The sequence below is a fragment of the Micromonospora sp. SD19 genome, assembly GCF_054462275.1.
This window is the reverse complement of the sequence record NZ_JBTLMN010000002.1, coordinates 133,497-157,453: the sequence shown is the minus strand read 5'-3', so window position 1 is coordinate 157,453 and position 23,957 is coordinate 133,497. Positions and strand designations below refer to the sequence as shown.

21 protein-coding genes are annotated in these 23,957 nt (G+C 72.0%); 12 read left to right on the top strand and 9 right to left on the bottom strand.

All coding sequences use genetic code 11. The annotated features are described in order from the left end of the window. Nucleotides 1–198: 198 nt before the first annotated feature. Nucleotides 199–1,032: a helix-turn-helix transcriptional regulator gene (locus ACX27O_RS07870; protein WP_210863926.1), complete on the top strand. Its 834-nt coding sequence runs from the start codon at nucleotides 199–201 to the stop codon at nucleotides 1,030–1,032. Between the two features lie 9 nt (nucleotides 1,033–1,041). Here ACX27O_RS07870 and ACX27O_RS07865 read toward each other — a convergent pair whose 3' ends face one another. After that, complete coding sequence (locus ACX27O_RS07865; RefSeq protein ID WP_458939163.1) at nucleotides 1,042–1,527, bottom strand: helix-turn-helix transcriptional regulator; 486 nt, start codon at nucleotides 1,525–1,527, stop codon at nucleotides 1,042–1,044. A gap of 11 nt (nucleotides 1,528–1,538) precedes the next feature. After that, nucleotides 1,539–1,844: an AraC family ligand binding domain-containing protein gene (locus ACX27O_RS07860; RefSeq protein WP_309140877.1), complete on the bottom strand. Its 306-nt coding sequence runs from the start codon at nucleotides 1,842–1,844 to the stop codon at nucleotides 1,539–1,541. 50 nt (nucleotides 1,845–1,894) lie between these two features. Here ACX27O_RS07860 and ACX27O_RS07855 point away from each other — a divergent pair, with 50 nt between their 5' ends. Both ACX27O_RS07855 and ACX27O_RS07850 read left to right on the top strand, forming a co-directional pair. Next, nucleotides 1,895–2,317: a DUF2000 domain-containing protein gene (locus ACX27O_RS07855; protein WP_210862690.1), complete on the top strand. Its 423-nt coding sequence runs from the start codon at nucleotides 1,895–1,897 to the stop codon at nucleotides 2,315–2,317. A gap of 95 nt (nucleotides 2,318–2,412) precedes the next feature. Next, nucleotides 2,413–4,026, top strand: a complete 1,614-nt coding sequence (locus ACX27O_RS07850; protein WP_247676366.1) for an RICIN domain-containing protein — start codon at nucleotides 2,413–2,415, stop codon at nucleotides 4,024–4,026. Nucleotides 4,027–4,077: 51 nt separating this feature from the next. Here the strand turns inward: ACX27O_RS07850 and ACX27O_RS07845 are convergent, their stop codons facing one another. Together ACX27O_RS07845 and ACX27O_RS07840 are read right to left on the bottom strand one after the other, a co-directional pair. After that, nucleotides 4,078–6,609 carry an ABC transporter permease gene (locus tag ACX27O_RS07845; protein WP_458939162.1) on the bottom strand — a complete coding sequence of 844 codons (2,532 nt, stop codon included), beginning with the start codon at nucleotides 6,607–6,609 and terminating at the stop codon, nucleotides 4,078–4,080. Further along, nucleotides 6,606–7,364, bottom strand: a complete 759-nt coding sequence (locus tag ACX27O_RS07840) for an ABC transporter ATP-binding protein (RefSeq protein ID WP_030338156.1) — start codon at nucleotides 7,362–7,364, stop codon at nucleotides 6,606–6,608. The genes ACX27O_RS07845 and ACX27O_RS07840 overlap by 4 nt, the downstream gene beginning before the upstream one ends. A 146-nt stretch (nucleotides 7,365–7,510) precedes the next feature. Here ACX27O_RS07840 and ACX27O_RS07835 point away from each other — a divergent pair, with 146 nt between their 5' ends. The 9 genes from ACX27O_RS07835 (at nucleotide 7,511) to ACX27O_RS07795 (ending at nucleotide 17,721) form a co-directional block, all read left to right on the top strand. Next, nucleotides 7,511–8,713 carry a sensor histidine kinase gene (locus ACX27O_RS07835; protein WP_210861203.1) on the top strand — a complete coding sequence of 401 codons (1,203 nt, stop codon included), beginning with the start codon at nucleotides 7,511–7,513 and terminating at the stop codon, nucleotides 8,711–8,713. Next, the gene (locus ACX27O_RS07830; RefSeq protein WP_030338152.1) at nucleotides 8,710–9,348 is read left to right on the top strand and encodes a response regulator; all 639 of its coding nucleotides are present in this window, start codon (nucleotides 8,710–8,712) and stop codon (nucleotides 9,346–9,348) included. Before ACX27O_RS07835 ends, ACX27O_RS07830 begins: the two co-directional genes overlap by 4 nt. A gap of 88 nt (nucleotides 9,349–9,436) precedes the next feature. Further along, complete coding sequence (locus ACX27O_RS07825; protein WP_458939161.1) at nucleotides 9,437–10,459, top strand: fibronectin type III domain-containing protein; 1,023 nt, start codon at nucleotides 9,437–9,439, stop codon at nucleotides 10,457–10,459. 53 nt (nucleotides 10,460–10,512) lie between these two features. Further along, complete coding sequence (gene sthA, locus ACX27O_RS07820) at nucleotides 10,513–11,916, top strand: Si-specific NAD(P)(+) transhydrogenase (protein ID WP_030338148.1); 1,404 nt, start codon at nucleotides 10,513–10,515, stop codon at nucleotides 11,914–11,916. Nucleotides 11,917–11,996: 80 nt separating this feature from the next. Beyond that, the gene (locus tag ACX27O_RS07815; protein WP_030338147.1) at nucleotides 11,997–14,744 is read left to right on the top strand and encodes an AAA family ATPase; all 2,748 of its coding nucleotides are present in this window, start codon (nucleotides 11,997–11,999) and stop codon (nucleotides 14,742–14,744) included. Nucleotides 14,745–14,790: 46 nt separating this feature from the next. Further along, complete coding sequence (locus ACX27O_RS07810) at nucleotides 14,791–15,075, top strand: hypothetical protein (RefSeq protein ID WP_030338145.1); 285 nt, start codon at nucleotides 14,791–14,793, stop codon at nucleotides 15,073–15,075. Next, nucleotides 15,072–15,605, top strand: coding sequence for a P-loop NTPase family protein (locus ACX27O_RS07805; RefSeq protein ID WP_210862896.1), 534 nt, complete (start codon nucleotides 15,072–15,074; stop codon nucleotides 15,603–15,605). The genes ACX27O_RS07810 and ACX27O_RS07805 overlap by 4 nt, the downstream gene beginning before the upstream one ends. A gap of 47 nt (nucleotides 15,606–15,652) precedes the next feature. Further along, nucleotides 15,653–16,234, top strand: coding sequence for a DUF3558 family protein (locus ACX27O_RS07800; RefSeq protein ID WP_210862898.1), 582 nt, complete (start codon nucleotides 15,653–15,655; stop codon nucleotides 16,232–16,234). Nucleotides 16,235–16,236: 2 nt separating this feature from the next. Next, nucleotides 16,237–17,721 carry a hypothetical protein gene (locus ACX27O_RS07795; RefSeq protein ID WP_458939160.1) on the top strand — a complete coding sequence of 495 codons (1,485 nt, stop codon included), beginning with the start codon at nucleotides 16,237–16,239 and terminating at the stop codon, nucleotides 17,719–17,721. A 166-nt stretch (nucleotides 17,722–17,887) separates the two neighbouring features. Here the strand turns inward: ACX27O_RS07795 and ACX27O_RS07790 are convergent, their stop codons facing one another. From ACX27O_RS07790 to ACX27O_RS07770, 5 genes are all read right to left on the bottom strand, one after another. Further along, nucleotides 17,888–19,270 (bottom strand): endo-1,4-beta-xylanase, encoded by a 1,383-nt coding sequence (locus tag ACX27O_RS07790; RefSeq protein WP_210864348.1) that lies wholly within the window; start codon nucleotides 19,268–19,270, stop codon nucleotides 17,888–17,890. A 39-nt stretch (nucleotides 19,271–19,309) separates the two neighbouring features. After that, entirely contained in the window at nucleotides 19,310–20,650 is a 1,341-nt protein-coding gene (locus ACX27O_RS07785; RefSeq protein WP_458939159.1) for an extracellular catalytic domain type 1 short-chain-length polyhydroxyalkanoate depolymerase, read from the bottom strand. Between the two features lie 306 nt (nucleotides 20,651–20,956). Further along, nucleotides 20,957–23,095: an alpha-glucuronidase gene (locus ACX27O_RS07780; RefSeq protein ID WP_387218941.1), complete on the bottom strand. Its 2,139-nt coding sequence runs from the start codon at nucleotides 23,093–23,095 to the stop codon at nucleotides 20,957–20,959. Further along, nucleotides 23,092–23,226 carry a hypothetical protein gene (locus ACX27O_RS07775; protein ID WP_256443313.1) on the bottom strand — a complete coding sequence of 45 codons (135 nt, stop codon included), beginning with the start codon at nucleotides 23,224–23,226 and terminating at the stop codon, nucleotides 23,092–23,094. The genes ACX27O_RS07780 and ACX27O_RS07775 overlap by 4 nt, the downstream gene beginning before the upstream one ends. Further along, entirely contained in the window at nucleotides 23,223–23,912 is a 690-nt protein-coding gene (locus ACX27O_RS07770) for a DUF624 domain-containing protein (RefSeq protein ID WP_357641089.1), read from the bottom strand. The genes ACX27O_RS07775 and ACX27O_RS07770 overlap by 4 nt, the downstream gene beginning before the upstream one ends. Between the last annotated feature and the right edge of the window lie 45 nt (nucleotides 23,913–23,957).

Below are 23,957 nucleotides of genomic sequence, written 5' to 3'. Positions count from 1 at the left end.
CCACCCCTTTGATCCCGCCGATCTTGCACTTTCGGTCGTCGGAATGAGGCGAAACGCACCTCATGTCCCGACAGAAACCGCAAGATCGCGAAGGGGGTGGGGTGGGGTGGGGTGGGGCGGAGGGAACACGGGGTTGGGGGTGTGCTGTTGCGCTCGATGTGCCGGGTCGTTTCCCGGCACCTGCCGATCGGAGTCATCGTGGACCGCGCCCAACTCGCGAGCTTCCTGCGCACCCGCCGCGAGGCCCTACAGCCCGAGGACGTCGGGCTGCCCCGGGGCCCGCGCCGACGCACCGGAGGGCTCCGGCGCGAGGAGGTCGCCGCGTTGAGCGGGATGTCCACCGACTACTACAGCCGGCTGGAGCAGCAGCGTGGGCCGCACCCCTCGGAGCAGATGCTCGCCGCGCTCGCTCGTGGCCTGCGACTCTCCCTCGCCGAACGGGACCACCTGTTCCAGCTCGCCGGGCACGCGGTTCCGCGTCGGGCGCTGCGCGCCGATCACGTGAACCCGGGCATGATGCGGATCCTCGACCGGATGCACGACACCCCGGCCCAGGTGGTGAACCACCTGGGCGAGACCCTGGCGCAGACCGCGCCGGCCGTCGCGCTGCTCGGTGACGAGACCCGGTACACCGGCCTGGCGCGCAGCGCCCACCACCGCTGGTTCACCGACCCGGCGGCACGGCAGCTGCACCCGGCGCAGGACCACCAGACGCAGAGCCGCCTGCTCGTGGCGCACCTGCACGCCGCGTACACCCGTGACGGGCGCGGGTCACGGGCCGCCGCGCTCGTCGACGACCTGCTGGCCCGGAGCGTCGAGTTCGCGCGGCTGTGGCGCGAACACCCGGTGCCGGCCGGCTACTGCCCGCCCAAGCACTTCGCGCACCCGGAGGTCGGGGCGTTGGAGCTGCACTGCCAGACACTCGTCGACCCGGACCAGTCGCAGACGCTGTTGGTCTTCACCGCCGTGCCCGGGTCGCCCAGCGACGAGAAGCTGCGCTTGCTCTCCGTCATCGGCGGCCAGCTCGTCTGACCCGTCCGATCAGCCCCGGGCGGGGTAGCGGGCCGGGCTGACGCCCAGGTAGCGCCGGAAGTGGCGGGCCAGGTGCGCCTGGTCGTAGAACCCGGCCGCGACGGCCGCCTCGACGGGCCGCTGCCCGGCGAGGAGCAGGCGCCGGGCCAGCTCGATCCGACGACCGGTCAGATACGAGTGCGGTGGCACGCCGTACACCTGGGTGAAGATCCGGACCAGGTGGGTCGGGTGGGCGTGCAGCAGCTGCGCGGCCTCCCCCAGCGTGACGCCCTCGACGGTCCGGGCGTCCAGCAGCTCCCGTAGTCGGACCGCGAGGCCGCGTCCGGCCGGCTGGCCATCGACCGGAGGGCGCTGGCGCAGCTGGCGGCGGAGCCGGTCCAGGATGAGCGCGAGGCGACTCTCGGCCTCGAACTCGTCGCCGGGCGCGGCCAGCGCTTGGTGCAGGTGGTGGATCCGGTCGCGCAGCTGCGGATCGGCCAGGTCCGGCTCGTCCACGGCCCGGCCGATCAGCTCGGCGTCGAGCGCGGAGGTGTCCAGGTACAGGACCGCTTGCGGAAGCCGTCCGGGGTGGCGGAGCTGCCGTCGTGCGGGACGTGCGGTGGCAGCAGGGTGACCGACGTGCGCAGCGCGCCGTGCCGGTGCCGGTCCAGGTCGAAGCGGACCGCGCCGTCGTCGACGATCAACAGCGTCCACACGTCGTGGATGTGCCGGGGGTAGGCGTGGTCCACGAAATGGGCGTGGAAGACCTCGGCGACCCCGGCTACCGCGGGTCGCCATGCGCTGACGTGCGAGCCAGCCGGGCTGGTGGCCACGCTAAGAACGTACAAGACCGGGCGACGTCGGGGCGGGCAGGCTCGACGCCATGACCGAACCGATCCGTTTTCCCACCAAGATCGCCGTACTGCTCCGTGACGACCTGGCGAGCTGGCAACGACTGAACGTCACCGCCTTCCTGGTCAGCGGCATCGCGAGCACCCTGCCCGAGTTGCTCGGCGAGGAGTACCGGGACGCCGACGACACCCGCTACCTGCCGATGTTCGGCCAGCCGGTGCTGATCTTCGCCGGGGATCGGGCGACGGTGGTCGGCGCGCACTCACGCGCCCTCGCCCGGGGCCTACGGTTGGCGATCTTCACGGCCGAACTGTTCGCCACCGGCAACGACCGGGACAACCGGGCCGCCGTCCGTGCGGTCGGACGGGAGAAGCTCGACCTGGTGGGCCTGGCGCTGCACGCGCCACGCAACGTGGTGGACAAGGTGCTCAAGGGCGCGTCGATGCACCCGTAACGGCATCCGTGGCGACGAAGACATTGATATCGGTGTGTATGGCTGTAATGATTAACACACTTTACAGTTATTTCGCCGCCCCGGAAGGACCCGACATGGCGCGACGACTGGCCGGGCTCGTGCCCCGCCACCCCCGCATCAGACTGACCTCCGCGCTCGCCGCGGCCCTGCTCGCCGTACCGGCCGCGATGGTCGTCGGCGCGGCACCCGCCACGGCGGCCGCGACCGGCGCCATCACCGGGTACGGCGGCAAGTGCGTCGACGTGGCCGCCGCGAACCCGGCCAACAACACCCAGGTCCAGCTCTTCACCTGCAACGGCTCCACCGCGCAGCAGTGGACGGTGGCCGACGACGGCACCATCCGGGCGCTGGGCAAGTGCCTGGACATCGCCGCCGCCAGCACGGCAAACGGTGCCCGGGTGCAGATCTACGACTGCAACGGCACCGGGGCGCAGCAGTGGTCGGCCAACGCCGGCCAACTGGTCAACCCGGTCTCCGGCAAGTGCCTCGACGCCACCGGTCCCAGCTCGGCCGACGGCACCCCGCTGCAGATCTGGAGCTGCACCGGCACCGCCAACCAGACCTGGACACTGCCCAGCGGCGGCGGCACGACACCACCGCCCTCTGCCGGTTTCACCCACCCCGGCGTGCTGGTCAGCCGAGGCCAGCTCGACTTCGTCCGGGGTCGGGTCCAGGCCGGCGCGCAGCCGTGGGCGGCGGCCTACAACCAGATGATGAGCAGCCGGTACGCCTCCCTGTCGCGTACCCCGGCGCCCCGTTCGGTGGTCGAGTGCGGTTCCTACTCCAACCCGAACAACGGCTGCACCGACGAGCGTGAGGACGCAATCGCCGCGTACACCGACGCGCTGGCCTGGTATGTCACCGGGGACGCCCGGTACGCGCAGAAGTCCATCCAGATCATGGACGCGTGGTCGGCCACGATCACCGCCCACACCGGCAGCAACGCCCCGCTGCAGACCGGCTGGGCCGCCTCGGTCTGGCCCCGGGCCGCCGAGATCATCAAGTACACGTACACCAGCTGGCCCAACGCCAGCCGTTTCGCCACCATGCTGCGCACCGTCTACCTGCCGATGGTGCGCAACGGCTCGAACAGCAACGGCAACTGGGAACTGACCATGATGGAGGCCGCCGTCGGCATCGCGGTGTTCCTGGACGACCGCAGCGCCTACGACGCGGCGGTCACCCGCTTCCTCAACCGCACCCGGGCCTTCGTGTACCTGCCCAGCGACGGCGCGTTGCCGTACACCACGCCCGGCAGCGGTCTGGACACCAGCGCGGAGATCATCGGCTACTGGCAGGGCCAGTCCACCTTCGTCGCCGGCCTGGCCCAGGAGACCTGCCGCGACTTCGTCCACACCGGGTACGGGATCTCCGCCATCTCACACGTCGCGGAGACCTCCCGGATCCAGGGCCGCGACCTGTACCCGCAGGTCGGCGAGCGGCTGCGTCAGGCGCTCGGCTTCCACTCGCGCTACCAGCTCGGCGAGGCGCCGCCCTCCTGGCTCTGCGGCGGCAGCCTCACCCGGGGCCTCGGCCCGATCACCGAGGTCGGCTTCAACGCGATGAGCAACCGGTTGGGCAACGTCATGACCAACACCCAGACCCTCACGCTGCAACAACGTCCGGCCGGAACCAACAACCTCTTCGTCGCCTGGGAGACGTTGACCCACGCCAACAACCCCAACTGACCGGGCCGCCGTGGGGCGGCGCCGACAACCGACGCCACCCCACGGCGGTGCTCAGCCGTCAGTCCCCAGCGCCACCACCGGGCTGACCCGCGACGCCCGACGGGCCGGCAGCACCCCGGCCAGCGCGGTCAGCCCGACCAGCACCACGAACAGCCCGGCCAGCGGCAGCAGCGGCGCGGTCAGCGGTGCCGCGATCCCGAGGGCCTGCACCGCCAACCAGGCGTACGGGACGCCCAGCACCAGGCCGATGCTCGCGCCGATCAACCCGTACAGGCCGGACTCGACAGTCAACATGGTGCGCAGACCCGTCCGGGACAGCCCGATCGCCCGGAGCAGCCCGGACTCGCGTACCCGCTCGACCACCGACAGCGCGGTCGTGGAGCCCACCCCGACGACCGCGATCAGCACCGTCAGGCTGACCAGACCGACCGCGATCCAGACCAGGGTGCGCACCAACGCGTCGGTGCGGTCCCGTTCGTCGGCGAGCACCGTGAGGCCCACCCCGTCGCTGCCCGCGATCGCCTGCCGCAGCGCCCGCACGCCGGCGGTGCGACCGTCCTCGCCGGCACCGGCCGCGTCCGCCAGCAGACCGGTGTACGCCGACGGCACGCCGAGCCGGTCCAGGTCGGCCGGGTCGGCGAGGATGCCCGCGTGCAGCGGCCCGTCACCGGGCAGCACCGCGACCACCCGGACGTCGACCCGGCGGGTGGCGACGGCGAGCGTCGCGGTGTCGCCGGCCCGCAGGCCCGCGTCCCGCGCGACCCAGCTGTTGAGCACGATCCGGCCGGGGCCGCGATCGTCCAGGCTGCCCTGGGCCACGTCCAGGTCACCGGTGCTCGGCAACACCGCCACGTCCAGGTCGCTCATCGGGTAGCCGGACTCGACGGCGCCGAGCCTGTCGGCACCGCGCAGCAGCGTGGCGTCGTCGACCTTCCGGTACGGCACCACCCGGGCCAGCGCGCCGTGCGCCGCCTCGGCCCGACTCACCACAGCCGGCGGCAGCGTCGCACCGTTGCCGGTGACCTCGAAGTCGGTGGGGGCCGCGAGCGCCATCTCGCGGTCGGCGAGGACCTGCAACGACGTGCCGCCGATGACCACCCCGGAGATCAGCGTCGTGCCCAGCGCGACCACGACGGAGACCGCGGCCGCCCGGCGCGGCGCCCCGCCGATGCCACCGACCGACATCCGCCCGAGCGGCCCGAGCTGGCGCAGCGGCCAACCGACCACTGCCAGCACCGGGCGTACCAGCAGCGGACCGAGGGCGACCAGCGCGAAGAACGCCAGCGCGCCGGACCCGACCAGCAGAAGCAGCGGCATCGCGGGGTCGTAGCTCGACTGGTCCGGCTTCGGCAACTGACTGATCGTCGCGACCGCCGCCAGTACCGCACCGATGGCCAGGATCAGCCCGCCGACCAGACGCAGGACCCCGATGCCGCGCCGGCCGGCGGTGGTGCTCGCCGTCCGCAGTGCCTCCAGCGGGGAGACCCGGGCGGCCGAGAGCGCCGGTGCCAGCACGGCCAGCACGGTGAGCACGACAGCACCGATCACCACCAGGACCGCCGTCGCCAGTGGCAGGCCCGGCGCGGAGACCGCGCGGCCGGTGGCGCGCAGCACCGCCGGCAGCGCGTACCCGAGGGCGAGGGCACTGACGACCCCGACGACGCCGGCGACCAGCCCGGTCAGGGCTCCCTCGGCGGTCAGGGCCCGCACCAGGGTGCCCCGACTCGCGCCGACCGCCCGCAGCAGCGCGAGCTGCCGCATCCGCTGGGCGAAGACGATGCGGAAGGTCGAGGTGACCACCAGCGCCGCGGCGACGACGGCGATGGAGACGAACATGCCGACCAGGATGAAGAGTCGCCCGACCTCCTCGGCCGCCGCGTTGGCCTCGGCCTCGCGCACCTCGGCGCCGGAGCGGATCGGCTGGCCGGCGACCGCCGCGCTCACCCGTTGGCGGACGACCTCCGTCGAGGCGTCGGCGGAAACTCGCAGGTCGACGCGCTCCACGCCGGTGAGGCGCGCCCAGGCGATCACCGCGCTGTCCGGGGCGTACGCGTCGTAGCCGGCGTCGGCGGCGGTCTCCACCACGCCGGTCACGGTGAGTGCGGCGGGGGCGGTGAGCTCACCGCCGGTACCGCTGGTGGTGGTGCCGACCGAGAGCCCGAGCCGCTCGGCGGTGCGCGGCGTGACCGCGATCTCGCCGGGCTGGTCCGGGTAGCTGCCCTCGATCAGCCGGACCGTGCTCAGCGGGCCGGTGCCCGGATCGGCCTGGAGGTTGAGGTAGCCCTCGCCGACGGAGATCCCGGCCGACGCCCGGGCCACCGCCTCGGCCACCCCGGGCACGGCCCGGATCTGCCGCACGTCCGCCACGGTGGGTGGCGGCTCGCCGGGGCTGCCGATCACGAGGTCGGTGACGGCCGGGGTGCCGCTGAGGTTGTCCCGCACGGTCCGCTCGGTGATCTGCTGCACCAGCACGGTGCCGAAGACGACGAACGACGCGACCAGGATCGCCAGGCCGGTCAGGATCAGCCGGCCGGGCCGCCGGGCCGCGGCGGCCGTCTGGGTACGCAACACCGTCGCCCTCATGCCCGGGCCGCCAGCTCACGCAGGGCGTCGGTGACCGACACCTGGTCCGGCTTGTCGATCTCGCCGGCCAGCCGCCCGTCGGCGAGCAGCACCACCCGGTCGGCGTACGCGGCGGCGATCGGGTCGTGGGTGACCATGACGACGGTCTGGCCGAGGTCGCGTACCGAGTCGCGCAGGATGGTGAGCACCTCCGCGCCGGAGCGGGAGTCGAGGTTGCCGGTCGGCTCGTCGGCGAAGACGACCTCGGGCCGGGCCACCAGCGCCCGGGCCAGCGCGACCCGCTGCTGCTGGCCACCGGACAGCTCGCTGGGCCGGTGGTTCAGCCGGTCGCCGAGGCCCAGCACCCGCACCAGGTGCGCGAGGAGGTCGGCGTCGGGCCGCCGACCGGCGAGGTCCAGCGGCAGGGTGATGTTCTGCGCGGCGGTGAGCTGCGGCAGCAGGTTGAAGGACTGGAAGACGAAGCCGATCCGCTCCCGGCGTACCCGGGTCAGGGTCCGGTCCGACCGGCCGGTCAGCTCCGTACCGCCGAGCAGGACGCGTCCGGAGGTGGCCGTGTCGAGTCCGGCGAGGCAGTGCATCAGCGTCGACTTGCCGGACCCGGACGAGCCCATGATCGCGGTGAACTCGGCCCGGCCGAAGCCGACCGAGACCCCGTCCAGGGCACGGACGGCGGTCTCGCCGCTGCCGTACACCTTCACCAGGTCGACCGCGGCGACCGCGGCGTGGCTGGTCTGCGGCGGGGCGTGGGTTGTCATCGTTCCTCCAGTGGCTGCGTGGTGACCGGGGAAGCGTCGCCGCCGCGGTGGGGTGGGCGCATCGGCCCGGGGCCGGGTATCGCCGTCACCGGGTCTGCCTTTTGGCCGATCCGGCAGCTCCGCCCGGCTGGCTACGCTGGGTCACCATGAGCGCTCCGGATCTTCGCCGTCTGTGGGTACGCCTGGCTCAGGCGGCCGGGCTGGTGGCCTTTGGCCTCCTCGCTCTGTTCGACTTCACGGCCAGCACTGCGGACGACCGCGGGATCTCGGCTCTTCTGCTCCTGCTGGTGCCGGTGGGGTTGGCGGTGGCGACGGTGCCGCTCTGGCTGCCGGTGCACCAACCGGGTTCGCGCCGGCTGCCGGTGGCCGCGCTGGCCCTCGCCGCCGCCTCACTGGCGGTGACCGCGGGGGTGGTGCTCCTCTCCGCAGGCGGCGGCATCCTGATCGCCCGCACCTGGGGGCTCGCCGAGTCGGCCGGGCTGATCGGCGTGGTCTTCGTGGTGAGCCGTTGGGGCGCGCCCCGGCTCGCCCCGTGGGCGGCGGTGGCCGCCGGGCTCGCCGTGGCCGCGATGCCGCTGCGCGTCGGCACCGACAGCCTGCTGGTGATCTTCGGACTGCTCCAGGCGCTCGCGGCGGCCGGCGCCGCCGGGGTGGGGCTCTACCTGCGGGTGATCGCCGCCGGCCGGGCGCGGGCGATCGCGCTGGTCCGGGCGGAGCAGCGCGCGGAGTTCGCCCGCGACCTGCACGACTTCATCGCCCACCACGTGACCGGGATCGTGGTGCAGGCGCAGGGCGCCCGGTTCGTCGCCGAACAGGACCCGCAGCGGGTGATCGTCGCCCTGGAGCAGATCGAGCGGGCCGGCGCGGAGACGATGGCCTCGATGCGGCGGATGGTCGGGATCCTGCGCAACCCGGACGCCCCACCGGACGCGCCGCTGGCCCCGCTGGCCGGGGTGACCGAGTTGGAGCCGCTGCTGACCGGGTTCAACGGCGCGGCGAACGCGCCGGCCAGGCTGCACGTGGACGGCGACCTGACGGGACTGCCGGTGGAGGTCTCGACGTCGGCGTACCGGGTGGTGATGGAAGGGCTGACCAACACCCGTCAGCACGCGCCGGACGCCCGATCCGTGGATGTGGTCGTGCGGCGTACCCCGGACTGGTTGCTGGTCCGGGTCGCCGACGACGGTGCCTCGCCGCGCACCGCGCCGGCCCGGGGGCACGGTTTCGGTCTGATCGGCCTCACCGAGCGGGTCCGTGCGCTCGGCGGCACGATCACCGCCGGGCCCGGCGTCGTCGGTGGTTGGGTGCTCGACGCCGCGTTCCCGCTGCCCTCGGCGGTGGCCCGGTGATCCGGGTGTTGATCGCCGATGACCAGGCGATGGTCCGGACCGGCTTCGGCATGATCATCGGCGCCCAGTCGGACATGGAGGTGGTCGGCGAGGCCGCCGACGGGGTGCAGGCCGTCGAACTGGCCCGACGACTGCGCCCGGACGTGGTGCTGCTGGACATCCGGATGCCCCGCCTCGACGGTCTCGAGGCGCTGCGGCTGCTCGCCGGAGCGGGTGTCACCGACCCGGTCCGGGTGGTCGTGGTGACGACCTTCGACCTCGACGAGTACGTGCACACCGCGCTCGCCAACGGCGCCTGCGGCTTCCTGCTCAAGGACTCGGGCCCGGCCCTGCTGGTCGAGGCGGTCCGCGCGGCGGTGTCCGGCGACGCGCTGATCAGCCCCTCGATCACGGTACGACTGTTGGAGCACCTCAGCTCACCGGCCCCGGCGCGCGACGACGGCGGGCTGTCGCCACGGGAACTCGACGTCGTGAAGCTCGTCGCCCGCGGCCTGACCAACGCCGAGATCGCCACCCAGCTCTTCATCGCCGTGGGCACGGTCAAGACCCATCTGGCGAGCGTGCAGATGAAGCTCAAGGCCCGCAACCGGGTCGAGATCGCCGCCTGGGCCTGGGAACGCCGCCTCGTCGGCTGACGGGGCAACGGTGCGACCAGCAGTGGCCTAACATCGTCGACAGTCGATGACTGGTCCGCTGCGGTCACCCGGAAGCGAGGCAAGCATCATGCGCGATCATCAGGTGCGCGGCGTCCGACCCAGGGCCGCCGCGCTGGCCGCCTGCGTGCTCACGACGACAGTGCTGGCGGCGGGCGCGACCCCGGCGTACGCCGCCGCGGACACCGAACGACCCACCGCCCCCGGCCCGATCACCGTCGTCGCCGTCGACACCACCTGGATCGAGCTGACCTGGGCGCCCGCGACCGACAACGTCGGCGTGGTCAGCTACCCGGTCGGCGTCCGGTTCGAGGATTCCGGCGCCCAGTACTCGACCGACACCACCAGCATCCGGATCACCGGCCTGCGGCCGTCGCGCACGTACGTCTTCTCCGTCGCGGCGGTGGACGCGGCCGGCAACCGGTCGCTGTCCGACCCGACAGTGCGGGTGACCATGCCACCGGGAGACGACCAACCGCCCGGCGCACCCGGCCAACCGGTCGCCTACGACGTCGCCGCCACGCTGGTCTGGCTGCGCTGGGCGCACTCGGTCGAGAACGTCGCCCTCGACCGGTACGAGGTGTTCCGGGTCGACGCCGGCGGCGTCCTCACCCGGGTCAGCGAGGTGTACCAGTACCCGCCCGGGCGCAACAGCACCCAGATCAGCGGGCTGACGCCGAGCACCACGTACACCTTCGTGGTGCAGGCCCGCGACGAGGCCGGCCACCTGTCACCGATGTCCGCACCGGTCACCGTGACCACGCTGCCGCCACCGCCGAGCTGCACGGTCCGCTCGAGGGTGGGGCAGTGGCCCGACGGTCTGGTGGCACGCCTTCTGGTCACCAACACCGGCGCGACGGCGATCGACGGTTGGACGATGCGGTGGCGGTTCTACGCCGCCCAGCAGCTGCGCAGCCTGTGGGGCGCGGAGGTCGTCGACCGCGACAGCAGCTACCTGCGGGTGCGCAACGTCCGCCACAACGCGCTGATCCCACCCGGCGGCACGGTGTCGCTGGGGTTCGTCGCCACCGGATCACAGCCACCGGAGGAGGTCACGCTCAACGGCGGCAGCTGCACGGTGGCGGCTGAGTAACACTCGGGTACGAAGTCTGGCGCGCGCCAGGACATCTTGCGACGCTAACGCCTGTGTATGACTACGACCTGTTGGTGCTGGGTTCCGGACCCAGCGGTCAGAAGGCCGCGATCGCCGCCGCCAAGCTCGGCCGGCGGGTCGGCATCGTGGACCGCCGCGACATGATCGGTGGGGTGTGCATCAACACCGGCACCGTCCCCTCCAAGACCCTGCGCGAGGCCGTGCTCTACCTGACCGGCCTGAGCCAGCGGGACCTGTACGGCAGCAGCTACCGGGTCAAGGAGGAGATCACGGTCAGCGACCTGGCCGCCCGGACCCAGCACGTCATCACCCGGCAGACCGACGTCATCCGCAACCAGCTGGCCCGCAACCGGGTCGCGATGATCACCGGCACCGGACGGTTCGCCGACGCGCACTCGATCTGGGTCGACGGTGGCTCCGGCCGCGAGTCCAAGGTGACTTTCGACAAGATCGTCATCGCCGCTGGCACCCGCCCGGCCCGCCCGGACAGCGTCGACTTCGACGACCGGACCATCGTGGACTCCGACGGCGTCATCAACCTCCAGGCCGTACCCCGCAGCATGGTCGTGGTCGGCGCGGGCGTGATCGGCATGGAGTACGCCTCGATGTTCGCCGCGCTCGGCACGAAGGTGACGGTGGTGGAGCGCCGCGACCGGATGCTGGAGTTCTGCGACGACGAGATCGTCGAGTCACTCAAGTACCACCTGCGCGACCTGTCCGTGGCGTTCCGCTTCGGCGAGGAGGTGGCCGCCGTGGAGAAACACCAGACGGCCGCGCTGTGCGTCCTCAAGAGCGGCAAGAAGATCGTCGCCGACACGGTGATGTACTCGGCCGGCCGGCAGGGCCAGACCGACGACCTGGCGCTGGAGGCGGCCGGGCTGGCGGCCGACCGACGCGGCCGGATCGCCGTCGACGGCAACTACCGCACCTCGGTGGAGCACATCTACGCGGTCGGCGACGTGATCGGCTTCCCCGCGCTCGCGTCCACCTCGATGGAGCAGGGCCGGCTGGCCGCGCAACATGCCTGCGGCGAGCCGATCCGGGAGATGCACGGCCTGCAACCGATCGGCATCTACACGATCCCGGAGATCAGCTTCGTCGGGCAGACCGAGGCGCAGCTCACCGAGAGTTCCACCCCGTTCGAGGTGGGCGTCGCCCGCTACCGCGAGTTGGCCCGGGGTCAGATCGTGGGCGACTCGTACGGCATGTTGAAGCTGCTCGTCTCCCCCGACGACGGCCGACTGCTCGGGGTGCACGTGTTCGGCACCGCCGCCACCGAGATCGTCCACATCGGTCAGGCCGTGATGGGCTGCGGCGGCACCATCGACTACCTGATCGACGCGGTGTTCAACTACCCGACGCTGGCCGAGGCGTACAAGGTGGCCGCCCTGGACGCGTCCAACAAGATCCGCAACATCACCCGCATCGACGGCTGACTCCTCGGGGCGGCCGGGCCATCCCCGATCACCCGTTGGCGGGATGCCCCGGCGACCGTCGCCGATGCCAGAATTTCCCCATGCGACGCGCCATCGTCGGGCGGGACGAGGTGTTCGACCGGGCCTGGCAGCAGCTGGGCCGATCCGGGCCGGTGCTGGTGGAGGGGCCGGCCGGCATCGGCAAATCCGAACTCTGGCGGGCACTGGTCGCGCACGCCACCCAGGCGGGGTGGTTGGTCCTCAGCTGCGCGCCCACCGAGGCCGAGGCGGAGCTTCCCTACGCCGCCCTGGCCGACCTGTTGCGTCCGCTCGCCGACCAGGTCGCCGCGCTGCCCGGCCCGCAGCGGGCCGCGGCTGAGGTCGTGCTCCTCTCCGGCACCGTCCGGGAGGCCGTCGACACCCGGGTGGTCGGGGCGGCGACCCGGTCCCTGCTGGAAGCCGCCACGACCGACCCCCACTTGAGGACGCTGGTGGCAGTGGACGACGCGCCGTGGCTGGACCGGCCGAGCGAGCGCGCGTTGCGGTACGCGCTACGCCGGGTGGCGGGCCTGAGCGTGCTGGTGAGTCGCCGACGCGGCCAGGGCGACAGCGAGGACGTGCCGCTCGGGCTCGACGACGGCCGCCACGGCAACCGGCTCGACCGGGTGGAGCTGCCACCACTCGACGTCGGCGCGCTGCACCACGTCGTGCGCGACCAGCTCGGCGTCACGCTCACCCGACCGATGCTGGTCCGGGTGGCCCGGGAGGCCGGGGGCAATCCGCTGCTGACCATCGAGGTGGTCCGCGCCATGCAGCGGCTGCCACGCCACCCCTCGCCCGGCGACGATCTGCCCGTGGCCGCGTCCATGCACCACCTGCTCGCCGACGTCGTCGCCGGGCTGCCCCCGCCCAGCCGCGACGCGCTCCGACTGGCCGCCCTGCTGACCGTGCCCACGCTCGTCGACCTGTCCGCGGCCGGGGTGCCCGCCGCCGCGCTGGACGCCCCCGAGGAGGCCGGGCTGATCGTGGTGACACCGACGGGCGTGCGGTTCACCCACCCGGTGCATGCCGCCGCCGTGCGGGCCGGCATCCCGCCCGGAGTCCGCCGCCGCCTGCATCGCAAACTGGCCGATCTGGTGGCCGACCCGGACGAGCGGGCCCGGCACCTGGCGCTGTGCACGACAGCACCCGACCCGGTGGTCGCGGAGACCCTCGCCGCCGCGGCCGAACGCTGGCACAGCCGGGGGGCGCCCGACCTCGCCGCCGATCTGCACGAGCGCGCCAGCCAGCTCACCCCGGTCGAGGACCGGGCACTGCTGGGCCGGCGGCGGCTGGCGGCGGCGCGCTGCCGGCTGGACAGCGGTGACCTCCCGGCGGCCCGGCAGGCGGCCGAGGCGGTCGCCGCCGATTTCACCGGCGACCTACGGGCCGAGTCGTTGCTGCTGCGCGCCGTCGTCGCCTGGTCCAGCGGCGAGGCCGGCCAGGCGGCGGTGGAGATCGGCACCCGGGCCCTGACGGCGGCCCGGCCGGGCTCCGCAGTGGCCGGCCGCGTCCACGCCCACCTGGCCGTCTTCGACGACCACACCGAGGCCGCGCGGGCGCACGCCGAGGCCGCCGCCGCGCTGTTGGACGGTCGCGACGGCGAGCACGACCTGCTCGCGGCCGCCCTGCTCCTGCTCTTCTTCCAGGAGGTACGCCTCGGCCGGGCGCCGCGTACCGACCTGCTGGAGCGGGCACTGTGCCTGGAGGGCGACGAGCCCGCGTGGCTGGCGAGCACGGTGCCCGCGATCTGGTGGAAGTCGATCGACGACGCGCAGCGGGCCCGCGATCGGCTGCACCGGATGCTCGCTCGGGCGGAGGCCCGCGGCGACGAGCCCCTACAGCACGAGTTGCTCTCGCACCTGGGTGAGGCCGAGTTGCTGGCCGGCCGGTGGGACACTGCCGAGCGGCACATCGCCGCCGCCCGGGACCTCGGCGACCAGCTCGGCAGCGGCCTGGTCGCGGAGACCTGGCTGGCCGCCCTGCTCGACGCCCACCGGGGTCGGCTGGCCGAGGCGACCCGGGTGGCCGAGTCCGGCCTGCGGCTCGCCGAGGAGCTGGACGACGACTGGTGCCGACGCATCCACCAGCAGTTGGCCGGGTTCGTGGCCCTGTCGGCCGGCCGGATGGCGGAGGCCGCCGCCGCCTACACGACCCTGGCCGCGACGATCGATGCCAGGGGTCTGGTGGAGCCCTTGGCGATGCGCTTCGAGCCGGACTGGATCGAGGCGTGCGTCGGGGCCGGCGACCTCGACCGGGCCGCCGCCGCGCTGCAACGTCTGAATGACCGGCATCGCCGCCTGCCCCGGCCCTGGACGATCCTGGGCACCGCGCGGGCCCGCGTGCTGTTGGACAGCGCCACCGGCCGGGACCCGGGGCCGGCGCTCGACGCGTTGACGGCGGCGCGGGACGCCGTACCGCCGGATGTGCTGCCGCTGGATCGCGCACGCTGCCTGTTCGTGGCGGGGATGGCGCACCGGCGTTCCCGCCGCAAGTTGCCGGCCCGGCAGGCGCTGGAGGCGGCGGTGGCGGAGTTCACAGCGATCGGCGCTGCCGCGTTCGCCGAGCGCGCCCGGGCCGAGCTGGCTCGCGTCGGCGGCCGGGCACCGACACCCCGGCATCTCACCCCCACCGAGGATCGGGTGGCGCGGCTGGCGGCGCGCGGCCGGACCAACCGGGCCATCGCCGACGAACTGTTCGTCAGCCCGAAGACCGTCGAGGCCAACCTCGCCCGGGTCTACCGCAAGCTCGGCATCTCCACCCGTGCGGAGCTGGGCGCGGCGATGACCAGGGCAGAAGCGCAAACATAGGGAAACGCCCGATTCCTCGCCGCCGGCCACGTCCTAGCGTCGGGTCATGGCCAACCACCTGTTCGTCCTGGAGCAGTACTACTGCTCCGCCGACGCGGGCGCGGTGGCACCGCTGATCGCCACGGTGGGCTGCCGGCTGGTCGCCACCATCCGGTTGCCCACCGACGATGTCGTCATCGCGCTGGTCGAAGGCCCCGACGCGGAGGCGGTGGCCGCTGCCGCCGCCGTCAGCGCGTGGCGGGTGGACCGGCTGATCCCGGCCTGGTGGATCCATCCGCCGCAGGCCAACCCCACCATTTCGGACGTTCCACGACAGGTGAAGGAAGCATGACTGTGCGCCGACTGATCGCACCCCTGTGGTGCTCGCTGCTGCTGATCCCGCTCGTCGCCTGCGGCCCCGACGACACCGGGGGCAGCGACCCCGTCGTCGGCGTCGGGGTCGACGCCGACGCGGACACCGACGCCGGCGGTGACCTGCCCGATGTGCCCCGACCCGCGTGCCCGTTCAGCGCTGCCCAGGTCTCCGACCTCGTCGGTCAGTCGATGCAGGACCAGGGCAACTGCCTGTTCGGCGACGGCAAAGGCGTCGCCTCGCTGACCATCACCACCGCATCGCCGCTCGCCGGCGAAAGCACCTACGCCTACCAGCGTGATCAGGCCACCCAGGTCTACCGGGAGGTGCGGGACGTCGACAAGGGCCGCAAGGCGTACCTGGCCGTCAAGGACATCGCGGGTGAGGCCGTCGTGGTCAGCGACAAGGGCAGCTACACCGTGATCCTGAGCAGTTTCGAGCGGCTGGGCGCCACCTCGGGCGGATACGAGTCGACGTTGCGCTCGGTGCTCGACGCCCTCCCGCTGTGAGCCCGAGGCCGGAACCGGCCGAGTCCGAGACACGGAGAGGAGCCACGATGACCCACCTCGCACCGGTGTGGCGACGCGCCGGACGAGCCGTGGCCGCGGCGGTCCTGGCGCTCGCCGGGCTCGGCGGCTGCGCCCTGTTCGGCGGCACGAGCGGCGACGGGGACGACCCCGCCGCCGGCGTCCAGCCGACAGTGGCGGCCACCTCCGACGGCGAACCGTCGGTGCCGCCGGAGCAGGTGGCCCCGGCGACCACGGCCGTCGACGCCTGCACGCTGTTGACCAGGCAGGAGGCCGAGAAGCTGGCCGGCACCCGGCTGGCGGAGCCAGCGGAGCCGCCCGCGCCGGATCGGAGCAGCTGCACCTACACCGGACCGTCGACCGGCCCGACCGCGCAGGTCGAGGTGTATGTCGGTGACGGCGCGAAGAAGTTCCTGGACATCGATCGCGAACTCGGGCACAAGCTGACCCCAATCAGTGGAGTGGGCGACGAGTCGTACGCCGAGGACGGCACGGTCTTCGTCAGCAAGGACGGGCTGTGGGCCTGCGTCCGGTTGGTTCGCACCGAGGACCCGGCCGTCTATCGCAAGGCCCTGGAATCCGCGGCCGCCACGGTCGCCGGTCGACTGTGACCGTGCGGGGCGGCGACGTGGTGCCCGCCGGGCCGGGGCGTCGTCGTCCGGTGATCGCGTTGCTCACCGCGACAGTGCTCCTGCTCACCGCCTGCGGGCGGGGTGACACCGCACCGAGGCCGCCCGAGCCGCCGACCGCCGACCCGGCGGCGGAGCAGCGGTACGGGGCCGCGCCGACGTCCGACCCCGGGGTGACCTACCAACCCGACGTGGTGTTCGTCGGTGGCGGCGGCGCGTCGGTGCGCGGGCTCTCCGCGGACGCGCTCACCTGGCGCATCGATCCCCGCGCCAGCGGCGCGAACACGCTCGCCCGGGGAAAGGTCATGTTCCTCACCGGGCGGGCGGTCGGGCGGGTGCTCGACCTCCGCCGTGACACCGGCGACCTGGCGGTGACCCTGGGGCCGGTGGACATCACCGACGTGATCCGCGACGGCACCTTCGCCAGTGACGGCCCGGTCGCGTTGGAGAACCCGACCCGGCACGACGCGGGCACGCCCTTCTGGGCGGAGTACGACGCCGACGGTGAGGGTGCCGGGGGCGTGGCCTCGACCGCCCCGGTCGCCCGGCAACGGCCTGACTCGACCTCGGGTGGGCGGCTCGGGGTGGCCCGCGCGGTGCGACAGGGAACCTTCGCCGCTCAGCGGCGGGTGGCCGGGTTCGCCGTCACCCCGATCTGTTGTGCCGGCGGTGTGGGCGCGCGGTTCAGTTACGACGGCGGCGGGATCCGCGTGGCGGGCACCGCGACGTTGCTGATGAAGCGGCCCACCGCCCGGTTCCACCTGGAGATTCGCGGCGCCACGGTCCGCCGGGCGGAGTTGCGGATCGGCGGGATGGCCGGGCTGCGGATCGAGATCGCCGGGGCCACCGACAGCCACCAGAACATCAACAAGCGCATCCCCATCCCCCTGGACTTCAGCGTGCCGGTGGGCGAGATCCTCGGCGTACCGTTCTCGGTCACCGCCAACCAGCTCATCGGCGTGCAGACGGCCTTCAGCGCCAAGGACGGCAACATCAAGGCGGCCGGCGAGTGGTCGCTGGGCGGCTCCATGGGGTTCGGTTACGCCAACGGCGCGTTCGGCGCTACCGAGCCCTGGCGCCTCAGCGTCCGCAACAGCATCACGGACTCGATCAGCGGCCCGTCGGTCGGCGTGAACGGGATCATCGTGCACTACCAGGCCGCGTTCCGGGCTGGTCTGGGTGCGCTCGGCTTCACCGCCGGGTTGTACGCGACAGTCACCGCCTCGGTGGGGCTGACCGTCGGCTCCGCGCTGGGGGCACCGCTCGTGCTGTGCCGCAGCACCCAGCTCGGCCTGTACCTGGACTACGGCGTCGGTTACACGATTCCCGCTGGCCTGACGAGGGCGATCAACGCGTTCCTCGATCTGGTGAACGCCGGACCGATCGCGGCGAAGGCGGGCATCGGCAGAGTCGACAACGTCTTCACCAAACTGGACATCCAACCGCCCAAGAAGATCTGCACCTCCTAACGTCCCCAATCGGGCTCACCCCCACCTCGACTCGGTGATCAAGAGATTTCGGTCAGCGTCCACGGCGTGTCGTGACGCAAACCTCTTGATCACCCGCTCGGGGGGTGGGGGGTGGGGTGGTCCGGCCGGTGCGGAGGTCCTGCCTCCGCACCGGCCGGACCAGGGTTTAGCGGGCTGAGCAGGTGGGGCTGAGAGTGCCGGCGGTGCCGTTGGCCTGGAAGCCGTACTCGGTGGACTGTCCGGCGCCGACCTGGCCGTTGTACGACACGTTCGTCCAGGTTGTCGTGCCGCTGTTACCGCTGCGGTCGGCGCTCCACGCGTTGGTGACCGTCGCGCCCGACGGCAGCGCGATCGTCACCGTCCAGCCGTTGAGGGCCGACGATCCGGCCGTCACCCGAACGTTCGCCACGAAGCCACCCGTCCACTGGTTCACCGTCACCGTGGCCGTGCAGCCACCCGTCCCCGGCGGCGGGGTCGTGGGCGGATCGGTCGGCGGGTCGGTCGGCGGGTCGGTGGGCGGGTCGGTCGGCGTGGTGCCGTTGTTCAACGCCGCGAGGACGGCGTCGTACGCCGGCTTCTTCGAGCCGTTGCTGTTGAACAGCAACGGGGTCTGGGAGGCCCGCCACGAGTCACTGTCCCGGATGCCCCACACGGTGATGCCGTTGCAGCGCGAAACGGCGAGGCAGTCCTCCACCACGCTGCGGTAGGTGTTGGCCGACGCGCCCTGGATGTCCAGCTCGGTGATCTGGACGTCCACACCGAGAGCCGCAAAGCTCGACAGCGTGGTGCGGTAGTTGCTCACATAGGGCGAGTCGTTGTTGAAGTGCGACTGGAACCCGACGCAGTCGATCGGCACACCACGCGACTTGAAGTCGCGCACCATGTTGTACACGGCCTGCGTCTTCGCGTGCGTCCAGTTGTCGGTGTTGTAGTCGTTGTAGCACAACTTCGCGTTCGGATCCGCCGCGTCCGCCGCCCGGAACGCCGCCTCGATCCAGTCATTGCCCGTACGCTGCAAATTCGAGTCACGACGCGCACCCGAACTACCATCGGCGAACGCCTCGTTCACCACATCCCACGCCACCACCTGACCCCGGAAGTGCGTCGCCACCTGCGTCACATGATTGAGCATCGCCTGCCGCAACGCACTACCACTCATGCTCTGCATCCAACCCGGCTGCTGCGAATGCCACGCCAACGTGTGACCCCGCACGCTCATACCCCGAGACCGCGCATGACTGACAATCTGATCCGCGGCACCGTAACTGAACCGACCCTGCTGCGGCTCCGTCGCGTCGATCTTCATCTCATTCTCAGGCGTCACCGAATTGAACTCACGGTTCAAAATCGTCGTGTACGCACTATCAGACAACTTGTTCGCCGCCACCGCCGTACCGAAATACCGCCCCTTCTCCGCAGCCGACGCGCCGAGCGTCGTACCGGCGGCGGCCGGCGCGGTCATGAACAGCGCCATACCGGCGGCGAGGGCCCCCGCGCTGGTCAGCGCGATGGCGGCTCTCGATGCCGCCTTCCATCTCGCATTTCTCATCGTGTGACTCCTTCTCGGGTGGTGGGGTGGAAGGGGAAATCAGGACACCGAACAGGCGGCACCGTTGAGTGCGAACGAAGCGGGCTTGCCGGTGCCGCCCTCATGCGTGGCCTGGAAGCCGATCTCGACCGACGCGTTCGGGGCGATGGTGCCGTTGTAGGAGACGTTGCGGGCGGTCACCGCACCGCTCGTCGGCGCGTACTGGGCGTTCCAGCCGCCGGTGATGCGCTGCCCGCTGGGCAGGGTGAAGGTCAGCGCCCAGCCGTTCACGGCGGTGGTGCCGGTGTTGGTGATGGCCACACTCGCGGTGAGGCCGTTGTTCCAGGCGTTGACCGTGTAGCCGACCCGGCAGGCACCCTCGCTCGGCGGCGGGGTCGTCGGCGGCGGAGTGGTCGGGGGTGGGGTGGTCGGGGGCGGAGTGGTCGGGGGCGGAGTGGTCGGGGGCGGAGTGGTCGGCGGTGCGGTCCCGTCCAGCCCGAAGAAGCGGATCACCTGCGCGGCGTCGACCGGAAGGTTGTGCGTGACACCCTGCATGCTGATCGCCTCGACCGGCGCCATCGGGCCGCTGCTGCCGTACCGGGTGCGGGTGTAGCCGGACTGCGGGGAGTCGGTGTACGTCGGGGTCTGGCTCAGCCCGTGCACGTTGGTCCACTGCTTGACCTGCTCACCGAAGTTCGGGTAGCGCAGCGTCTCATCGTTGGTGCCGTGCCAGATCTGCATCCGGGGTCGCTGTCCGGTGTAGCCGGGGTACGCCTCCCGGATCAGGTCACCCCACTGCTGCGCGGTCCGGATGAGTTGCCCGTTCGCGCACTGGCTGTTCCACTCCGAGGTGCCGCCGGTGGCGAAACAGGCGAACGGCACCCCGGCGAACGAGGCGCCCGCCGCGAACACGTCCGGGTAGTCACCCAGCATGACGTTGGTCATCATCGCGCCGGACGAGGTGCCGGTGGCGAAGATCCGCGCGGGGTCGGCGGAGTAGCGCTGCTTCACGTAGTCGACCATGGACATCAGCCCGACCGGGTCGCTGCCGCCGCCACGGCGCAACGCCTGCGGCGAGTAGACGTCCCAGCACTTGCTGCTGCGGGTTGCCGACGGGTAGATCACGATGAACCCGTACCGGTCCGCCAGGGATGCGTACTGCGTGCCCGAGTGGAACGCGGGGCCCGTCCCGGTGCAGTAGTGCATCGCCAGGAGAATCGCCGGTCGGGTCGCCACCCGGTCCGGGACGTACAGGTGCATCTGCAGGTTGGTGGGGTTGGTGCCGAAGTTGATCACCTGCGTGAGCGTCGCCGCCGACGCGGGGGTGGCGAGCGTCAGCGCGGCGGCGGCCAACGTCACGGCAGCCATGACGACGCCGAGCATTCTCGTCTTGAGTGTCATCGTCGCGATCCCTTGCGAAAAAAGGCGCGTGGAAGGGGACTTGAGTCGAGGACTGCCCTTCGCCCGACCTTGACCGCGGCTCGCGTGACCATGTCAGCTTCAATCGAGCACGTTCGATTGTCAAGACTTCCGGAAACCTTTCGCCGCAACGGTTCCGGCGGCCACCTGCGCTACCACCGGCATCGACCGGCATGATCAGCGACTACAGGTCGCGAGAAATTACCGGGACATTATCGGTACGCGCAGACCCCGGTGAGCGCGAGGTGACCGACGGCCCGACCGGGTGGTCGGGCCGTCGGTCGCCGCTCAGTAGATGTCCCGCCCTCGCTCGTCCGGCACCCCGGACTTGCGGAAGAAGTACGTGTTGATCTGGTCGCGCCACTCGGTGGCACACCGCACCTGCTCCTCCAGGCGTTCGGCGACCCGCTCGTACACGCTCGGGTCGATCATGCCGTTGAGCCGCTGCCACCGTCGCCGCATCGCCGTCACCTCCTCCACCCCCGCGAAGTGGGTGTCGTAGATGTGCTGGATGACCGTCGAGCCGCTGTGCAGCACATGCCCGTACGGCACGTGGTGGAAGAAGAGCAACAGCTCGTCGGGGCAGCTCTCGGGTGACTCGTACACCTGCGCCCAGTACGGCGGGTACTGGCCGGTGAAACCGGTGCCCGACGCGCGGCTGCGGTCCACGCCGACGCCGTCGCGGTCGGCGAAGTGGTAGGTGCCCCACCGCGTGTACTCGTACCCGTCGACGCCGGGGCCGTAGTGGTCGCCGGGGTTGACCATGAAGCCGACGCCCAGCGGGGCGGTGTAGCGCTCGTAGGTGCGCCACGAGTCGTCCATGATCTCGTGCAGGGTACGCCGCACCAGCTCCGCGTCGGCGGTCGCCGACGGCGGGAAGGTCAGCGTGATCCACTCGTCGAGGATCGCCGTCGGGTCCCGCCGCGGGTCCCAGGCCAGCCGGCCGAACGTGTACAGGTTGGCCTGCGCCAACGGATGCCCGGTCCAGAACGGGTCGTCGCCGACGTTGGCGACGGCGACCATCCCGCCGCCCGCCCCCGCCTCCCCGGTGACCACGTCGGCGATCGTCCGCCCGCCGGGCCCCCAGGGGGCGAAGCTGAGCACCTCACTCCACCACGGGCCGAGGTGGCAGACGTGCCGTTGCTGGCCCGTGTACTCCTGGGTGACCTGCAACTCCACCGCCAACCGGGTCGCCGGCATCGCGGCGAGCACCGGTGAGATCGGCTCCCGCGTCTGGAAGTCCACCGGACCGAACTTCACCTGGACGACCACGTTGGTGCGGAAGCGCCCGTCGAGCGGGGCGAAGTGATCGTAGGCGGCCCGCGCCCGGTCGGTGGACCGGTCCCGCCAGTCCTGGTGGTGGTTGTAGACGAACGCCCGCCAGTGCACCACTCCCCCGTGCGGGGCGAGCGCCTCGGCCAGCAGGTTCGCGCCGTCGGCGTGGTCACGGCCGTACGTGAACGGGCCCGGCTGCCCCTCCGAGTCGGCCTTCACCAGGTAACCGCCGAAGTCCGGGATGCGCTCGTACACCCGCCGGGTGGTCGCGGCCCACCAGACCCGCACGTTCTCGTCGAGGGGGTCGGCGGTCGACAGGCCACCGAGGAGCACCGGCGCGGCGAAGCTGACCGACAGGTGCACCCGGATGCCGTAGCGGCGCAGCACGTCCGCGATCTCGGCCACGTCACCGAGCCGTTCGGTGAGCAGCAGCGCCTCGGTGCGGGCCACGTTGACGTTGTTCACCGAGATCGCGTTGACCCCGCAGGACGCCAACAGCCGCGCGTACTCCCGCACCCGGTCCAGGTCGCCGCGCGAACGGCCGTCCCGCCAGAAGATCGAACCGCCGGCGTACCCCCGTTCGACCTGACCCATCACCGGGTGCACGGCGACGTTGTCCCAGTGGTTCAGCATCCGCCGGCGCAGCGCCGGCCGGTGCCACTCCGGCGGGCGGGCCGGGTCGAAGGCCGCCGCGCAGAGCCGGACCACGTGGAAGAGCCCGTACAGCAGGCCGGCCGGCGCGTCGGCCAGCACGACCGTCACGTCACCGGCTCGCGCCAACACGAAACCCTCGTCGCCGAGCGTCTCGCCGTCGCCCAGCTCGACCAGCGCCGCCTCACCGGCGGCACGGGCCGCCTCGACCGACGGGTTGGGCAGCTCAGCGGCGTCGCGCAGGGCGAGCACCAGGTCGACGTCGACGTCCCAGGACGGGGAGTGCCACACCAGCCCGCCGTAGCGCGCGCAGGCCCGTGAGACCTCGTCGAGGACGGTGTCGACGAGCAACCCCTCGCCGTGCAGGAGGACGCGGCGCGCACCGAGCGACCGGAACGCCTCCGGGGGCAACCAGGCCGGGTGGACCCGCGGCCCGTCACCATCCATCGGCTCGTCGACGAACATCAACTGCTCCAGGTCCACTGACTCTTCGGCGTTCACCGGTCTCCCTCCAGCACGACGACCCGGTACGCCGGCAGTCGCGGGGTGGCGAGCGCCGACGGCGGTTCGGTCTCCTGTCGCGGGTTGTCGTCGCCCCCGAAGGGCACCGTGGCGCTCAGGGGCAGGCTCATGTCGTGAACTCCTTCCGGATCAGGTGGATCATCGGCTCGCTGACGCGCAGGAACGCCAGGGCGGCGATCGACGCGAGCAGCGTCAGCACCGCCTCGGAGAGGACCGCGGTGATCCCGGCCGCCGCGGCCAGCAGCAGGACGTTCCCGACGGTGACCGCCGGGGTACGCACGAGGAAGTGCACCGCCAGTCGGAGCACGTCCCGGGTGCGGAAGTCGAACAGCGAGGTGATCACCAGGGCGTTGGCCGCGCCGAGTGTCACCGCCACCGCGATCAGCACCAACGGCACCGTCCACCAGGTCGCCAGGCCGACCGCGTCCCGGTAGGCGAGGTTCAGGGCGAGCACGGCCAACCACAGCAGCGTCGGCACCCAGATGCGCAGCACCCCGAACGCGTTCGCCCGGTAGCCGCGCCAGAACACCGCCGCCGGGCGCAGGTCGGTCAGGTCGGTTCGCTGGTGGCGCAGGACGTACAGGGCGGCGGAGAGGGCCGGACCGACAGGTACCAGGAGGAGCGCGACCAGCGGCAGGTTGCTGGGGTCGCGGTCCAGCAGCAGCAACGGGAGCAGGCCGGGCACTGTGGTGAGCAGCAGGAGCAGTTCGACCACGAGCAGGATGTAGACGCGTGAGGTGATCCGCGACAGTGGTCCGTCGCCGAACTGTCGCCAGGTCTGGGCCGCGCCACTCACTGTCGTTTCCTCTGATCGTCCGACCGGTGCTCACGACGAGGTCCG

Excerpts from the sequence above, each read along its gene's own strand:
- ACX27O_RS07855 (WP_210862690.1), top strand. The coding sequence starts at position 1,895 with ATGACCGAACCGATCCGTTTTCCCACCAAGATCGCCGTACTGCTCCGT.
- ACX27O_RS07850 (WP_247676366.1), top strand. The coding sequence starts at position 2,413 with ATGGCGCGACGACTGGCCGGGCTCGTGCCCCGCCACCCCCGCATCAGA.
- ACX27O_RS07845 (WP_458939162.1), bottom strand. The coding sequence starts at position 6,609 with ATGAGGGCGACGGTGTTGCGTACCCAGACGGCCGCCGCGGCCCGGCGG.
- ACX27O_RS07840 (WP_030338156.1), bottom strand. The coding sequence starts at position 7,364 with ATGACAACCCACGCCCCGCCGCAGACCAGCCACGCCGCGGTCGCCGCG.
- ACX27O_RS07835 (WP_210861203.1), top strand. The coding sequence starts at position 7,511 with ATGAGCGCTCCGGATCTTCGCCGTCTGTGGGTACGCCTGGCTCAGGCG.
- ACX27O_RS07825 (WP_458939161.1), top strand. The coding sequence starts at position 9,437 with ATGCGCGATCATCAGGTGCGCGGCGTCCGACCCAGGGCCGCCGCGCTG.
- ACX27O_RS07815 (WP_030338147.1), top strand. The coding sequence starts at position 11,997 with ATGCGACGCGCCATCGTCGGGCGGGACGAGGTGTTCGACCGGGCCTGG.
- ACX27O_RS07810 (WP_030338145.1), top strand. The coding sequence starts at position 14,791 with ATGGCCAACCACCTGTTCGTCCTGGAGCAGTACTACTGCTCCGCCGAC.
- ACX27O_RS07805 (WP_210862896.1), top strand. The coding sequence starts at position 15,072 with ATGACTGTGCGCCGACTGATCGCACCCCTGTGGTGCTCGCTGCTGCTG.
- ACX27O_RS07800 (WP_210862898.1), top strand. The coding sequence starts at position 15,653 with ATGACCCACCTCGCACCGGTGTGGCGACGCGCCGGACGAGCCGTGGCC.
- ACX27O_RS07790 (WP_210864348.1), bottom strand. The coding sequence starts at position 19,270 with ATGAGAAATGCGAGATGGAAGGCGGCATCGAGAGCCGCCATCGCGCTG.
- ACX27O_RS07785 (WP_458939159.1), bottom strand. The coding sequence starts at position 20,650 with ATGACACTCAAGACGAGAATGCTCGGCGTCGTCATGGCTGCCGTGACG.
- ACX27O_RS07775 (WP_256443313.1), bottom strand. The coding sequence starts at position 23,226 with ATGAGCCTGCCCCTGAGCGCCACGGTGCCCTTCGGGGGCGACGACAAC.